The sequence below is a fragment of the Actinoplanes sp. NPDC026619 genome (genome assembly GCF_040638295.1).
GTDB lineage: Bacteria > Actinomycetota > Actinomycetes > Mycobacteriales > Micromonosporaceae > Actinoplanes.
Window position 1 is genome coordinate 83,932 of record NZ_JBEZYA010000029.1, and the last position, 17,282, is coordinate 101,213.

Annotated in this window: 2 protein-coding genes (both only partly in view); both read left to right on the top strand. The window is 74.7% G+C overall.

The annotated features are described in order from the left end of the window. Window positions 1-9,167 carry the end of a non-ribosomal peptide synthase/polyketide synthase gene (locus AB0E90_RS42170; protein WP_360417938.1) on the top strand. It extends 24,781 nt beyond the left edge of the window, so only the last 9,167 of its 33,948 coding nucleotides appear in the window; the start codon falls outside the window, past its left edge; it ends in the stop codon at window positions 9,165-9,167. After that, window positions 9,167-17,282 carry part of the coding region annotated (locus AB0E90_RS42175; RefSeq protein WP_360417939.1) for a non-ribosomal peptide synthase/polyketide synthase on the top strand (this coding region is incomplete at its 3' end). The annotated region continues 12,082 nt past the right edge of the window, so 8,116 of the 20,198 annotated nt are shown. The genes AB0E90_RS42170 and AB0E90_RS42175, both read left to right, overlap by 1 nt.

Below are 17,282 nucleotides of genomic sequence, written 5' to 3' on the forward strand. Positions count from 1 at the left end.
AGCGGATCCTGAACCCGGCCGAGCTGGACTGGGCCCTGCAGGTGCGCTCGGTGACAACCGATGACCTGTCGGCCACGGTCGCGCAGGCCACCCGGTACGCCTTCGACCTGGCCGCCGAGGTGCCGATCCGGGCCTGGCTGTTCGAGGTGACCGACGGGAGCCGGGTGCTGGTCCTCGTCGTGCACCACATCGCCGGGGACGGCTGGTCGATGCGGCCGCTGGCCCGCGACGTGTCGCTGGCCTACGCGGCCCGGCTGCGCGGGGAAATCCCGGAGTGGGCGCCGCTGCCGGTGCAGTACGCCGACTACGCGCTCTGGCAGCGCGACGTGCTGGGCGACGAGATGACCGGCCAGGTGGACCACTGGCGGCAGGCGCTCTCCGGCGCGCCCGAGGAGCTCGTCCTGCCGTTCGATCGGCCCCGGCCGGCCACCGCGAGCCACCGCGGTCACCGCGTTCCCGTGCGCCTCCCGGCCGCCGTGCACGAACGGCTCGCCGGCCTGGCCCGCGGCGAGAACGCGACCACCTTCATGGTGGTGCAGGCCGCCCTGGCCGTGCTGCTGTCCCGGCTCGGCGCCGGGACGGACATCCCGATCGGGTCGGGCGTCGCGGGGCGTACCGATGAAGCCCTGGACGAGCTGGTGGGCTTCTTCGTCAACACCCTGATCATCCGTACGGATCTGTCGGGTGACCCGGATTTCCGGCAGGTGCTGTCCCGGGTCCGCGAGGCCAGCCTGGATGCGTTCGCGCATCAGGACGTGCCGTTCGAGCGCCTGGTCGAAGAGCTGGCGCCGGTGCGGTCGCTGACCCGGCACCCGCTGTTCCAGGTCATGCTGACCCTGCAGAACACCGAGCGGGCCGCGCTCGACCTGCCCGGCGTGGGCGTCGGCGGCACTTCCGCCGCGGAGGGCGCCGAGGCGCCGGCCCGGTTCGACATGGACGTGACGATCGGCGAGAGTTTCGACGAGTCGGGCCGTCCGGCCGGGTTGAGCGGTGTGGTCACGGTGGCGGTGGATCTGTTCGACCGGGAGACCGCGGAGCGGATCGCCGGCTGGTTCGTGCGGGTGCTGGAAGCGGTGACCGCCGACCCGGCCGTGCTCGTGCGCGAGGTCGACGTGCTCGACGAGGTGGACCGGGAGCGGGTGGTGTCCGCCTGGAACGACACGGCGGCACCGCTGCCCGACGCGACGGTCATCGAGCAGTTCGAACGGCAGGCGGTGGCGGCGCCGGATGCGGTCGCGGTGGTGGCCGACGGCGTCGAGCTGACCTATGCCGAGGTGGACGCGGCCGCGAACCGGGTGGCGTGGTCGCTGCGCCGAGAAGGGGTCGGGCCGGAGTCGGTGGTCGCGCTCGGCCTGCCCCGCGGCGCCCAGATGATCACGGCGATCCTCGGCGTGTGGAAGGCTGGTGCGGCCTATCTCCCGATCGACACCGCGCTGCCCGCCGACCGGATCGAGTTCATGCTCGCCGACAGCGGAGCGCGGTTGCTGGTGGCGGCCGCCGACCGCGCGGCCGGCGTGCCTGTCCTGGTCCTGGACGACGCGGTCCGGCCCGCGGGCAGGCCGGCTGCGCCCGCCGTCGACATCGAGCCGGCCGGGCTGGCGTACGTGATCTACACGTCCGGGTCGACCGGAGTGCCGAAGGGCGTCGCGGTCACCCACGAGTCGCTGGCCAACTACGTGAGCTCGGTGTCGCAACGGCTCGGCTGGAACGGCGGCCGCTACGCGGTCCTGCAGCCGCAGGTCACCGACCTCGGCAACACGGTGCTGTTCACCAGCCTCGCCACCGGCGGCGAGTTGCACCTGCTGGACCACGACACCGTGATGGACCCGGCCGAGCTGGTCGGCTACCTGACCGAGCACCGGATCGAGCACGTCAAGGCGGTGCCGTCGCACCTGATGGCGCTGGGTGTGCCGCTGCCGGTGGGGTCGCTGGTGCTCGGCGGTGAGGCCGCGCCCGCCGCATGGGTGCGCAGTCTGCTGGCCGAGGGCCGGCGGGTCTTCAACCACTACGGGCCGACCGAGACCACCGTCGGCGTGACCACGGTGGAACTGACCGGGGGCAGCGTGCCGATCGGCGCGCCGCTGGCGAACACCCGGGTGTACGTGCTCGACGACGGGATGCGCCCGGTCCCGGTCGGGGTGCCCGGCGAGCTGTACGTGGCCGGGGCGGGGGTGGCTCGCGGTTACGTGGGCCGCGCGGCCCTGACCGCCGAGCGGTTCGTGGCCTGCCCGCACGGTGGCCGGATGTACCGCACCGGCGACCGGGTGAAGTGGGCCGACGACGGCAACCTGATGTTCCTCGGCCGGGCCGACCAGCAGGTCAAGATCCGCGGGTTCCGGGTCGAGCCGGGTGAGGTCGAGGCGGTTCTGCGCAGTCACCCGGACGTCGAACACGCCGCGGTCGTCGTGCGCGACGAGCGGCTGGCCGCCTACGTCGTCGGCGGTGACGGCGCCGACCTGCGCGGCTTCACCGCTCAGCGCCTGCCCGATTACATGGTCCCGTCGGCGTTCCGCACCCTGTCCGCGCTGCCGCTGACCGGCAACGGCAAGCTCGACCGCAAAGCACTGCCCGCCCCCGAGTACGCCGCCGGCAGCGGCCGGGCCGCGGGCACGATCCAGGAGGAGCTGCTCGCCGCCGCCTTCGCCCAGGTGCTCGGCCGGGACACGGTCGGCGTCGACGACAACTTCTTCGACCTCGGCGGGCACTCGCTGCTCGCGGTCCGGCTCGTCTCGCGGATCCGGGCGACGCTCGGCGTCGAACTGCCCCTGCGTGCGCTGTTCGAGTCGCCCACCGTGGCCGGTCTGGCCACCCGGCTGGGCGGCCCCGGCGCGGCGCGGGCCCGGGCGGCGCTGCGCTCCGCCACCCGGCCCGAGCGGCCGCCGCTGTCCTTCGCGCAGCGCCGGCTGTGGTTCCTGGCCCAGCTCGAGGGCCCGGCGCCGACCTACCACATTCCGATCACCGTACGGCTGGGCGAGGACCTCGACGTGCCGGCGCTGGACGCCGCACTGCTCGACGTGATCACCCGGCACGAGTCGCTGCGGACCGTCTTCGCGGTCGCGGACGGCGAGCCGTACCAGCGCATCCTGGACGCCACCGAGGTGGACTGGCGGCTTCCGGTCGTCGACACCGGCGCGGCGGAGCTGCCGGACGCGATCGACCGGGCGACCCGGCAGCCGTTCGACCTGACGGCGGACCTGCCGATCCGGGCGACGCTGTTCCGGACCGGGCCCGGCGACCACACGCTGCTGCTGGTGCTGCACCACATCGCCAGCGACGGCTGGTCGCGGGGACCGCTCGCCCGCGACGTGTCCACGGCGTATGCGGCCCGGCGGCGCGGCACGGCTCCGGCCTGGCGGCCCCTGCCGGTCCAGTACGCCGACTACGCCCGCTGGCAGCGCGATCTGCTCGGCGACGAGGCCGGCCAGATCGACCACTGGCGCCAGGCCCTCGCCGGAGCGCCGGAGGAGCTGACCCTGCCCTACGACCGGCCGCGGCCGACGACCGGCAGCCATGTCGGCCACCGGGTGCCGCTGCGGGTCCCGGCCGCCGTCCACCGGCGGCTGCGCGACGTCGCCCGGGCCGAGGGCGCGACGCCGTTCATGGTGCTGCAGGCGGCGCTCGCGGTGCTGCTGTCCCGGCTCGGCGCGGGCACCGACGTCCCGATCGGGTTCCCGGTCGCCGGGCGCACCGACGAGGCGCTGGACGACCTGGTCGGGCTGTTCATCAACACCCTGGTGATCCGGACCGACCTGTCCGGCGACCCGGAGTTCCGGCAGGTGCTCGGCCGGGTGCGGGAGGCCGGGCTGGACGCCTTCGCGCACCAGGACGTGCCGTTCGAGCGGCTGGTCGAGGAGCTCGCGCCGGCCCGGTCCCTGGCCCGGCACCCGCTCTTCCAGGTCATGCTCAGCGTGCAGAACAACGAACGCGCCGAGCTGGACCTGGGCGCCCGCCGGGCTCCGGACCGGCCTCTGCCGGACCGGCCTCTGCCGGACCGCTCGACCACGGTCACGGCCCGGTTCGACCTGGACATCGCGGTCGGCGAGCTGACCGACGCGCAGGGCCGGCCGGATGGCCTGGCCGGATCGCTGACCGTGTCGGCCGACCTGTTCGACGCGGCGACCGCCGAGCGGATCGCGACCTGGTTCGTCCGGGTCCTCGACCGGCTGACCGCGGCGCCGCAGGTGCGGCTGCACGCGGTGGACGTGCTCGACGACGCGGACCGCGAGCTGATCGTGCACGGCTGGAACGACACCGACCACCCGGTCCGCGACGCCACGATCGTCGAGCTGTTCGAGGAGCAGGCCGCCCGGACCCCCGGCGCGGTGGCGGTGACCGCCGGCGACGAGCGGCTCACCTATGCCGAGTTGAACGCCCGGGCCAACCGGATCGCCCGGTACCTGCGCGCCCGCGGCGTGGGACCGGAGTCGGTGGTCGCGGTCGGCCTGCACCGCGGTGCCGACGTGCTGGTCGCGCTCTGGGGCGTGCTCAAGTCGGGCGCGGCCTATCTGCCGGTCGACCCGAACTACCCCGCCGACCGGGTGGCGTTCATGCTCGCCGACGGCGCGGCCGCCTGCCTGCTCACCTCGCGGGCGGTGGCCGGCGGGACGACCGGGCCGGCCGCCGTGGTCCTCGACGACCCCGCGGTCGCGGCGGACCTCGCCCGGCTGCCCGGCGGCGACCTGACGGCCGGCGAGCGCACCACACCGCTGCGGCCGGACCACCCGGCGTACGTGATCTACACCTCCGGGTCGACCGGCGTGCCCAAGGGCGTCGTCGTCGAGCACCGCAACGTGGTGACCTTCGTGGCCTGGACCGCGTCGCTCTTCGGGGCGCGCGGCCTGTCGCGGGTGGTCGCCTCCACCTCGCTGAGCTTCGACGTGTCGATCTTCGAGATCTTCGCGCCGCTGCTCACCGGCGGCTCGCTCGAGGTGGTCGGCGACATTCTGGCGCTGGCCGAGCGGTCCGCCGACCGGCCACTGGCGGCGAGCGCGATCAGCGCGGTCCCGTCGACCATCGCGCAGACCCTGGCCGCCGGGCTGACCGGGGTGTCGGCCGACTTCGTGGTGCTGGCCGGCGAGGTGCTGAGCGCCCCGCTGTTGCGGCAGATCCGGGCGGCGCTGCCGCAGACCCGGGTCGTCAACCTCTACGGGCCGACCGAGACGACCGTCTACCTCACCTCCTGGTACGACGACGACTGGGACGGCGAGCAGGCCCCGCCGATCGGCACGCCGGCCTTCAACACCCAGGTCTACGTGCTCGACGAGCGGCTGGCCCCGGTGCCGCCCGGCGTGGCCGGTGAGATCTACCTGGCCGGCGACCAGGTGGCCCGTGGCTACCTGCGCCGTCCCGGGCTCACCGCGCACCGGTTCGTGGCGAACCCGTTCCGCCCCGGCCGGATGTACCGCAGCGGTGACCTGGCCAAGTGGACCGCCGACGGGCAGGTGGCGTTCCTCGGCCGCGCCGACGAGCAGGTGAAGATCCGCGGGTTCCGGATCGAGCCGGGCGAGATCGAGGCGGCACTGCTGGCGCACCCGGCGGTCGAGCAGGCCGCGGTGATCGTGCGGGAGGACGTCGCGGACGACAAGCGGCTGGTCGCCTACGTGGTCGGCGGCGCCGACGCGGACCTGCGGCAGTTCGTCTCGGCCCGACTGCCGGAGTACATGGTGCCGTCCGCGTTCGTCGTGCTGGCCGCGCTGCCGCTGATGGCCAACGGCAAACTCGACCGCCATGCGCTGCCCGCGCCGCAGTACGCGACGCACGGCAGCCGCGGCCCGGCCACCGTCCAGGAGGAGCTGCTCTGCGGCGCCTTCGCCCAGGTCCTCGGCGTGGACACGGTCGGGGTGGCGGACAGCTTCTTCGACCTGGGCGGGCACTCCCTGCTCGCGGTGCGGCTGATCAGCCGGATCCGGGCGGCCCTCGGTGTGGAGCTGCCGCTGCGGGTGCTGTTCGAGGCGCCGACGGTCGCCGAGCTCGCGGCCCGGCTGACCGGACCCGAGGCGGACACCGCCCGCCCGCCGCTGCGGGCCGCGCCCCGCCCGGAACGGGTGCCGCTGTCGTTCGCGCAGCGCCGGCTGTGGTTCCTGGGCGAGCTGGAAGGCCCGAGCGCCACCTACAACACCCCGCTTACCGTGCGGCTCACCGGCGCCGTCGACGTGGCCGCGTTGCAGGACGCGCTGCACGACGTGATCGCCCGGCACGAGGCGTTGCGGACCGTGTTCCCGGTCGTGGACGGCGAGCCCTACCAGCGGATCCTCGACCCCGCCGAGCTGGACTGGCGGCTGGAGGTGGTGGCGGTCGAGGCGGACCGGCTCGCCGAGACGGTCGCGCAGGCCACCCGGCACACGTTCGACCTCGCCACCGAGATCCCGGTCCGGGCCTGGCTGATGCGCGCCGGCGACGAGCAGGTGCTGGTCCTGCTGCTGCACCACATCGCCAGTGACGGATGGTCCACCGGCCCGCTCGGCCGGGACCTGTCCACCGCGTACGCGGCGCGGCTGCGTGGCGCGGCGCCGGACTGGGCGCCGCTGCCGGTCCAGTACGCCGACTACGCGCTGTGGCAGCGCGACCTGCTCGGCGACGACACCGACCCGCAGAGCCTGCTGTCCCGGCAGGTCGCCTACTGGCGCGGGAATCTGGCCGGGGCGCCGCAGGAGCTGGCGCTTCCGGTCGACCGGGCCCGGCCGCCGGTGGCCAGCCACCGCGGGCACGCCGCGCCGCTGCTCATCGGGGCCGAGGTGCACGAGCGGCTGGTGTCGCTCGCCCGCGAGCGGAGCGTCACGACCTTCATGGTGCTGCAGGCCGCCCTCGCGGTGCTGCTGTCCCGGCTCGGCGCCGGCGCGGACATCCCGATCGGCTCCCCGGTCGCCGGGCGCGGCGACGAGGCGCTCGAGGAGCTCGTCGGGTTCTTCGTCAACACGCTGGTGATCCGCACCGACCTGTCCGGTGACCCCGAGTTCGGCGAGGTGCTGGACCGGGTCCGGGAGACCGGCCTCGGCGCGCTGGCCCACCAGGACGTCCCCTTCGAACGGCTGGTGGAGGAGCTGGCGCCGGCCCGCTCGCTGGCCCGCCACCCGCTCTGCCAGGTGGTGCTCACCGTGCACAACACCGAACGCGCCACCCTGGACCTGGCCGGCGTGCGGGCCTCCGGCGCCGGATCGGTGCTCGGCAGCGCCGCGATCACCCCGGGACGCTACGACCTGTACGTCGCGGTCAGCGAGACCTTCGACGCCGACGGCCGCCCCACCGGGCTGCGCGGCGTGGTCACCGCCGCAGCGGACCTGTTCGACGCCCCGACGGCACACCGGATCGCCGGCTGGTTCGCCCGGACCCTGGGCGCGGTGACCGCCGAGCCCCGGACCCGGCTGCACGCGGTGGACGTGCTCGACGCGGCCGAACGCGACCGCGTCGTGCACGCCTGGAACGACACCGCGCTGCCCGGCCCGGCGCCGCTGGTCCTGGAGCGGTTCCGCGAGCAGGTCGCCGCCACGCCGGACGCGGTGGCGGTGGTCGCCGACGGGACCGAGGTCACCTACGCCGAGCTGGACGAGCGGGCCGGCCGGATCGCCCGCGGGCTGGGCGAGCGGGGCGTGACCCCGGAGTCGGTGGTCGGCCTGTGCCTGCCGCGGGGCGTGCCGACGATCGCGGCGATCCTCGGCGTGTGGCGGGCCGGCGCGGCCTATCTGCCGCTCGACGGGCGTCTGCCGGCCGAGCGGCTGGCCTTCATGGTCGCCGACAGCGGCGCCCGGGTCGTCCTCGCCGACCGGACGGAGCCGCCCGCGGGGACTGCGGACCTTCCCTTGGTGTGGCAGGACGAGTTGGTCGCCGCGCCGGCCGGGCCGGAGCTCATCGCGCCGCGCGCCGGGCTCGCCTACGTCATCTACACCTCCGGCTCGACCGGCACGCCGAAGGGCGTGGCCGTCACGCACGCGTCGCTGGCCGCCTACGTGGCCGCGGCGGCGCAGCGGCTCGATTGGTCCGGCGGGCGGTTCGCGCTGCTCCAGCCGCAGATCACCGACCTGGGCAACACGGTGCTGTTCGTCAGCCTGGCCACCGGCGGGCAGCTGCACGTGCCCGGCGAGGCGACGGTGATGGACCCGGCAGCGCTGGAGACGTACCTGAGCGAGCACCGCATCGACCACCTCAAGGCCGTGCCGTCGCACCTGATGGCGCTGGCGGCGGACCTGCCGGTCCGGTCGCTGGTGCTCGGCGGCGAGGCGGCCCCGGCCGACTGGGTCCGGGGACTGCTCGGGACCGGCCGGCGGGTGTTCAATCACTACGGGCCGACCGAGACGACCATCGGGGTGGCCGCGACCGAGTTGTCCGCGGACATGCTGGCCGGCGGCGACGTGCCGATCGGAGCGCCGATCGCCGGCGCCCGCACCTACGTCCTCGACGACCGGCTGCGGCCGGTGCCGGCCGGTGTGCCCGGCGAGCTCTACGTGGCCGGGGCCGGCCTGGCCCGCGGCTACCTCGGCCGGGCCGCGCTGACCGGGCAGCGCTTCGTGGCCTGCCCGGTCGGGACCGGGGAGCGGATGTACCGCACCGGCGACCGGGCGAAGTGGACACCCGGCGGGCTGCTCGTCTTCCTCGGCCGGGCCGACGACCAGGTGAAGATCCGCGGATTCCGGGTCGAGCCCGGCGAGGTCGAGGCCGTGCTGCGCGGGCATCCCGCGGTGCGGCAGGCCGCCGTGGTGGCGCGGGCCGGCCGGCTGGTCGCGTACGTCGTGCACGACGACGGCGGCGACCTGCGGGCGTACCTGGCCGAGCGGCTGCCCGACCACCTCGTCCCGGCCGTCTTCGTGACGGTGGCCGACCTGCCGCTGACCTCCAACGGCAAGCTCGACCGGGCCGCGCTGCCCGACCCGGACGAGCACGCCGGCGCCGCCGCCGGGCGGGCGCCGTCGGGCGAGCGGGAGACGGTGCTCTGCGAGGTGTTCGCCGAAGTGCTCGGCCGCGACGCGGTCGGCGTCGACGAGAGCTTCTTCGACCTCGGCGGACACTCGCTGCTCGCGATCCGTCTGCTGTCCCGGATCCGGGCCCGGCTGGGCCTGGCGGTCAAGATCCGAATGCTGTTCGAGGCGCCGACCCCGGCGCGACTCGCGGAAAACCTCGGCGACCAGAAGTCGAACCGGCCGGCACTGCGGCCGATGCGTAAGGAGACAAACTGATGATTCCCTTGTCGTACGCGCAGCGCCGGCTCTGGTTCCTGAACGAGCTGGAAGGGCCGAGCCCGACCTACAACATCCCGCTGGTCGTCGGGCTCGGCGAGGACGTGGACGCCGCCGCGCTGCAGGCCGCGCTGCGGGACGTCATCGGCCGCCACGAGGCGCTGCGGACCGTCTTCGCCGTCGCGGGCGGCGAGCCGCACCAGCGGATCCTCGCCGCCGGGGAGCTCGGTATGGGCGCGGACCTGCCGCTGGCGAGCGTCGCGCCCGGCGAGCTGGCCGGGCAGGTCGAGCAGGCCTCGTTCCACGCCTTCGACCTGGCGGCCGAGATCCCGATCCGGGGCCGGCTGTTCCGCGCCGGCGCCGCACACGTGCTGGTGCTCGTCGTGCACCACATCGCCGCCGACGGCTGGTCGATGGGCGTGCTGCGCCGGGACCTGACGGCCGCGTACACGGCCCGGCGGCGCGGCACCGCGCCGGACTGGGAACCGCTGCCGGTGCAGTACGCCGACTACGCGCTCTGGCAGCGCGAAGTGCTCGGCGACCCGGCCGACCCGTCCAGTGTGCTGGCCGGGCAGCTCGGCTACTGGCAGCGCACCCTGGCCGGGGCGCCCGAGGAACTCGCCCTGCCGGTGGACCGGCCGCGCCCGCCGGCGGCCAGCTACCGCGGGCACCGGGTTCCGCTGCACGCCTCGGCCGACGTTCATCAGCGCCTGGCCGATCTGGCCCGCGCCGAGGGCGTGACCACCTTCATGGTGCTCGAGGCGGCGCTGGCCGTCCTGCTGTCGCGGCTCGGCGCGGGCGACGACGTGCCGATCGGGTTCCCGGTGGCCGGCCGCACCGACAACGCCCTCGACGACCTGGTCGGTTTCTTCGTCAACACGCTGGTGCTGCGCACCGATCTGTCCGGCGACCCGGAGTTCCGGGAGGTCCTCGGCCGGGTCCGCGAGGCGGCCCTGGAGGCGATCGAGCACCAGGACGCGCCGTTCGAGCGGCTGGTCGAGGACCTCGCGCCGGTCCGGTCGCTGGCCCGGCACCCGCTGTTCCAGGTGATGCTCACCGTGCAGAACACCGGGGCGGTCCCCGGCGAGCAGCCGCAGGCCTCGGTGCCGGCGAAGTTCGACCTCGACGTGACGGTCCGGGAGACCTTCGACGATCAGGGCCGGCCGGCCGGGCTGTACGGGTCGATCATCGCGGCCGCGGATCTGTTCGACGTCGCCTCGGTCGACACGCTCGCCCGGCGGTGGGAACGGGTGCTCGCCACCGTGACCCGGACCCCGCGGGTGCGGCTGCACGCGGTGGACGTGCTCGACGACGCGGAGCGCGACCGGGTGCCCGCCGGTGGGAACGGCGGCACCCGGGAGGTGCCCGCGACCACCGTCGCCGCCCTCTTCGAGGAGCAGGCCCGCCGCACCCCCGAGGCGACCGCGCTGGTCGTCGGCGCCACCCGTCTCACCTTCGCCGAGTTGGACCGGCGGGCCGACCGGCTGGCCCGGCACCTGATCGCACGTGGCGCCGGCGAGGAGCGGGTGGTGGCGCTGGTCCTGCCCCGGTCCGCCGAGATGGTCGTGGCGATCCTGGCGACCTGGAAGGCCGGCGCGGCGTACCTGCCGATCGACCCGGCGCTGCCGGCCGAGCGGATCGCCTACCTGGTGGCGGACAGCGGGGCCCGGCTGGTGCTCGGCGGCCCGGACGGGGTGCGGCCGGCCGAGTTGGACCGGTCCGACCCGCCCGCCGCCGGCCGGCCGGCGCCGCCGCGGCCGGGCAACGCCGCGTACGTCATCTACACCTCCGGGTCGACCGGCACGCCCAAGGGCGTCGTGGTGCCGCACGGCAACCTGGTCAACCTGCTGCTCCACCAACGGTCCGGGCCGGCCGCCACCGAGGCGGGCGGCCGGCTGCGGGTGGCGCTGAGCGCGGCGTTCAGTTTCGACGCCTCCCTGGAGGAGCTGCTGCTGCTCGGCGACGGCCACGAGCTGCACGTCCTCGACGACGAGGTCCGCCACGACCCGCGGCGGTTCGTCGACTACGTCCGCGAGCACCGCATCGACCTGGTGGACACCACGCCCTCGCACGCGGCGCAGCTGGTGCCGGCGGGCCTGCTCGGCGGCGACGGGCACCGGCCCCGGGTCCTGGTGCTGGGCGGTGAGGCGCTCGGCGCCGGCCTGTGGCGGGACCTCGCCGCGGTGCCGGGGACCACCACCTACAACCTCTACGGCCCGACCGAGGGCACCGTCGACGCGCTGTTCTGCCGGGTGGACGAGACGGACCAGCCGGCCGTCGGCCGCCCGCTGACCAACGTACGGGCGTACGTGCTCGACGGCGGACTGTCGCCGGTGCCGGACGGCGTGGTCGGCGAGCTGCACCTGGCCGGGGCCGGGGTGGCCCGCGGCTACCTGGGCCGGCCGGCGCTGACCGCGTCCCGGTTCGTCGCCGACCCGTACCGGGCGGGTGAGCGGATGTACCGCACCGGCGACCTGGTCAAGTGGACCGCCGGCGGCCGGCTCGTCTTCGTCGGCCGCGCCGACGAGCAGGTGAAGCTGCGCGGCTTCCGGATCGAGCCCGGCGAGATCGAGGCGGCCCTGCTCGGCCATCCCGGGATCGCGCAGAGCGCCGTCATCGTCCGGGACGAGCGGCTCGTCGCCTACGTGGTGCCCGCCGCCGACGCGGCCGACCTGACCACCGACGCGGTGAAGAGCGCCGTGGCCCGGCGGCTGCCGGACTACATGGTGCCCGCCGCGGTGGTCGTCGTGCCGGTCCTGCCGACGACGGCGAACGGCAAGCTGGACCGCGCCGCGTTGCCGGCGCCCGAGTTCGCCCCGGGCGGCGGTCGTGGGCCGGCCACCGTGGAGGAGGAGCTGCTCTGCACCGCCTTCGCCGAGGTGCTCCGGGTCGACGCGGTCGGCGCCGAGGACAACTTCTTCGACCTGGGCGGTCATTCGCTGCTGGCGGTCTCGCTGGTCGAGCTGCTGCGCACGCGGGGCCTGGCGGTCCCGGTGCGCGCGCTCTTCGAGACGCCGACCCCGGCCGGTCTGGCCCGGGCCGGGGTGCGCCCCGCGGCGCCGGTCGCGCCGAACCTGATCCCAGCCGGCGCGCAAGAGATCACGGCGGACATGCTGCCGCTGGTCGACCTGTCGGACGCCGAGGTCGGGCTGGTCGTCGCGGCGGTGCCCGGCGGCGCCGCCAACGTCGCCGACGTGTATCCGCTCGCCCCGCTGCAGGAGGGCCTGCTGTTCCACCACGTCCTCGGCGGCGGGACCGACGACGCGTACGTCATCCTGCGGCTGCTGGACTTCGGCTCCCGGGACCGGGTGGACGCCCTGATCGGCGCGCTGCAGCAGATCGTGGACCGGCACGACATCTACCGCACCTCGATGGTGTGGGCCGGGCTGCGCGAGCCGGTGCAGGTGGTGTGGCGGCGCGCGGTGCTCCCGGTGGTGGAGCACGCCCCGGCCGTCACCGACCCGGCGGACCTGATCGCGCTGGCCGGCTCGGTGCTCGACCTCGGCCGGGCGCCGCTGATGGACCTGCACCTGGCGGCCACGCCGGACGGCGGGTGGCTCGGCCTGCTGCGGATGCACCACCTGGTGCAGGACCACGTCGGCATGGACACCCTGATGCGGGAGCTCCGGGAGATCATGGCCGGCCGGGGGGACGCGCTGGCGCCGGCCCTGCCGTACCGGGATTTCGTGGCACAGACCCGCGCGGTGCCCCGCGCCGAGCACGAACGGCACTTCGCCGCCCTGCTGGACGGGGTGACCGAGCCGACCGCGCCGTACGGGCTGATGGACGTGCTCGGGCAGGGCGCCGGCACCAGCTCGGCGGTGCTGCCGCTGCCGGCCGAGTCGGTCGAGCGGTTGCGGCAGGTGTCGCGCCGGCTCGGCGTGAGCGCCGCGACCGTGCTGCACGTGGCGTGGGGCCGGGTGCTGGCCGCCGTGTCCGGCCGCGACGACGTCGTCTTCGGGACGGTGCTGTTCGGCCGGATGAACGCCGGGGCCGGCGCCGACCGGGTGCTCGGGCCGTTCATCAACACGCTGCCGGTGCGGATGCGGACCCGCGCGGTGGGGGTGCGGGCCGCGGTGGAACACCTGCGGTCCCAGCTCGCCGCACTGCTCGAACATGAGCACGCGCCGCTCGCGGTCGCCCAGCAGGCCGCCGGGATCAGCCCGCTGTTCACCAGTCTGTTCAACTACCGGCACATCGCCGGCAGCGCCGGGCCGGAGGACCCCGCGCAGACCCGCCGCAAGGCCCTGACCCGGGAACGGACCAACTACCCGCTCAGCGTCTCGGTCAACGACTTCGGCGGCGACACGATGAGCCTGAGCGTCGACGTGGCGAACCCGCTCGACCCGGCCGCGATCGGGCGGCTGCTGGCCGCCACGGTGGAGCGGACGGTGGCCGCGCTCGCCGCCGCCGCGGACGGCGGACCGGACACCGGGCTGGACACCATCGACGTGCTCGACGCCGCCGAGCGGGAGCGGCTGTGGACGGTGGGCGCCGGGCCGGTCGCCGGCGTGTCGTCCGGGACGGTCGTCGACGTGTTCGAGGAGCAGGTGCGGCGGACTCCGGACGCGACCGCGCTGGTGTTCGGCACGACGTTCCAGGATTCGTTCGCCGAGCTCAACGCGCGGGTGAACCGGCTCGCCCGGCACCTGATCGACCGCGGCACAGGCCCGGAGACGCTGGTGGCGCTGCTGCTGCCGCGGTCGGCGGAGATGGTGGTCGCGATCCTGGCGGTGTGGAAGGCCGGCGGCGCGTACCTGGCGATCGACCCGGCGCTTCCGGCCGGCCGGATCGCCTTCCTGATCGGCGATGCGGCGCCGGTGCTCACCCTGACCGCCGGCGTCCTGGACACCCTGGACACGCCGGCCGGGCCGGACACGGACGTGACCGACGCCGACCGGCTGAGCCCGCTGCGCCCGGACAACGCGGCGTACGTCATCTACACCTCCGGCTCGACCGGCGCGCCGAAGGGCGTGGCGGTGCCGCACCGCGCCATGGTGAACCTGCTGACGCATCACCGCTCCGGGTTCCTCGCCGACGCCGGCGACGCCCGGCTGCGAGTGGCGCTGAGCGCGGCGTTCTCCTTCGACACCTCGCTCGAAGGCCTGCTCCTGCTCTGCGACGGGCACGAACTGCACGTGCTGGACGACGAGGTGCGGCTCGACCCGCGTGCCTTCGTCGACTACGTGGCCGGCCGGGGCATCGACTTCGTGAACGTGACCCCGTCCTACGCCACCCAACTGGTCGCGGCCGGCCTGCTGAGCGACGAGCGGCACCGGCCGAAGGTGCTTGAGCTCGGCGGCGAGGCGATCGGCGCCGCCCTGTGGCAGGAGCTGGCCGAGACGTCCGGGACCGCGATCTACAACGTCTACGGACCGACCGAGTGCTCCGTCGACACCGTCTCCACCCGCGTGGGCGGGAGCGACCGGCCGGTCATCGGCGACCCGCTGACCAACGTACGGGCGTACGTGCTGGACGACCGCCTGTCCCCGGCCCCGCAGGGCGCGGTCGGCGAGCTCTACCTGGCCGGCGCCGCGGTGGCCCGGGGATACGTCGGCCGGCCCGCCCTGACCGGACAGCGGTTCGTGGCCTGCCCGCAGGGCGCCGGCGAGCGGATGTACCGGACCGGCGACCTGGCGAAGTGGACCGCCGACGGCCGGCTCGAGTTCATCGGCCGCGCGGACGACCAGGTGAAGGTGCGCGGTTTCCGGATCGAACCGGGCGAGATCGAGGCGGTGCTGCTCGACGACCCCGCCGTGGCCGAGGCCGCGGTGATCGTGCGCGACGACCGGCTGGTGGCGTACGTCGTGCTGCCCGGCGCCGAATCCGCCACGCACCTGCGCGCCCTGGTCGCCCGGACGCTGCCGGAATACATGGTGCCGGCCGCCGTCGTGGAGCTGGACCGGCTGCCACTGACCGCGCACGGCAAGCTGGACCGCCGGGCGTTGCCGGCGCCGCAGTACCGGACCGGGCTCGGCCGGGCCCCCGCCACGGTGCGCGAGGAGCTGCTGTGCCTGGCGTTCGCCGACGTGCTGGGGGTGGCGTCACCCGGCGTCGACGACAACTTCTTCGACCTGGGCGGCCATTCGCTGCTGGCGGTGCGGCTGGTCTCGCGGATCCGCGCGGTGCTGGGCGTGGAGGTGCCGCTGCGGACGCTGTTCGAGGCGCCGACCGTCGCCGGGCTCGCGGCACGGCTCGACGGGACCCGGGCCCGCCCGGCGCTGCGGGCGGGGGTGCGCCCGGAGCGGGTGCCGCTGTCGTTCGCCCAGCGCCGGCTGTGGTTCCTGGCCCAGCTCGAAGGGCCGAACGGCGCCTACAACCTGCCGACCGTGGTGCGCCTCGACGGCGACCTCGACGTGGCGGCGCTGGACGCGGCGTTGCGCGATGTGATCGGGCGGCACGAGTCGTTGCGGACCGTGTTTGCGGTTGCGGACGGGGAGGCGTACCAGCAAATCCTTGATGTTGATGATTTGGATTGGGGTCTGCGGGTCGTCGAGGTGGCCGCCGATGAACTGGCGGGCGCCGTTGGCGAGGTGATCGGCCAGCCGTTCGATCTGGCGGTCGAGGTGCCGATCCGGGCGTGGCTGTTCGAGGTGTCCGACGGCGATCGGGTGCTGGTGCTGGTCGTGCATCACATCGCGGGGGACGGCTGGTCCCGTGGCCCGCTGGGCCGGGACGTGTCGCGGGCCTATGCGGCGCGGGTGCGCGGAGCAGCGCCGGAGTGGGCGCCGCTGCCGGTGCAGTACGCCGACTATGCGCTGTGGCAGCGCGACGACCTGGGCGATGCGGTGATGACCGGACAGGTGGATCACTGGCGGCAGGCCCTGGCCGGGGCGCCCGAAGAGCTGAGCCTCCCGGTGGACCGGCCGCGCCCGGCGGTGGCGAGTCATCGCGGGCACCGGGTGCCGTTGCGGGTGCCGGCCGACGTGCACACCCGGCTGACCGAGCTGGCCCGCGTCGAGGGGGTCACCGCCTTCATGGTGTTGCAGGCCGCTTTCGCGGTGCTGCTCTCCCGGGTCGGCGCCGGCAGTGACATCCCGGTCGGTTCCGCGGTGGCCGGGCGCACCGACGAGGCACTGGACGACCTGGTCGGATTCTTTGTCAACACCTTGATCATTCGTACGGATCTGTCGGGTGACCCGGATTTCCGGCAGGTGCTGTCCCGGGTCCGCGAGGCCGGCCTGGACGCGTTCGCGCACCAGGATGTGCCATTCGAGCGTCTCGTCGAGGAACTCGCGCCGGCGCGGTCACTGGCCCGGCACCCGCTGTTCCAGGTGATCCTCACGCTGCAGAACGCCGAGCGCGGCGAACTCGACCTGGGCGGCGTGCAGACCGGCCGGGCCTCGACGGTCGCGGAGCGCGCGATCGACGCCGCCGCGCGATTCGACCTCGACGTTACGGTCGGGGAGAGCTTCGACGAGTCGGGCCGTCCGGCCGGGTTGAGCGGTGTGGTCACCGCGGCGGTGGATCTGTTCGACCGGGAGACCGCGGAGCGGATCGCCGACTGGTTCGTGCGGGTGCTGAGAGCGGTGACCGCCGACCCGGCCGTGCGCGTGCGCGCGGTCGACGTGCTCGACCCGCAGGAGCGCGACCGGGTGGTGTCCGCCTGGAACGACACGGCGGCGCCGGTCCCGGATGCGTCGGTGATCGAGCTGTTCGAGCGGCAGGCGGTGGCCGTGCCGGAGGCGGTCGCGGTGGTGGCCGACGGCACCGAACTGACCTATGCCGAGGTGGATGCCGCGGCGAACCGGGTGGCGTGGTGGCTGCGCCGCGAAGGGGCCGGACCGGAGTCGGTGGTCGGGGTGCGCCTGCCGCGCGGCGCCGACCTGGTCATCGCGATCCTCGGCGCGTGGAAGGCGGGGGCGGCCTACGTGCCGATCGATCCCGCGTTGCCGGCCGAGCGGTCGGCATTCCTGCTGGCCGACAGCGGCGCCCGGGTGGTCGTCGACTCCACCGTGGACTTCGGTGAATATCCCGGCACGTCTGTGCGTGTGCCGGTGGACCCGGCGGGCTTGGCGTATGTGATCTACACATCGGGTTCGACGGGTACGCCGAAGGGTGTGGCCGTCTCGCACGGGTCGCTCGCGAATCTGGTGTCGGTGTTCGCTCCCGTGA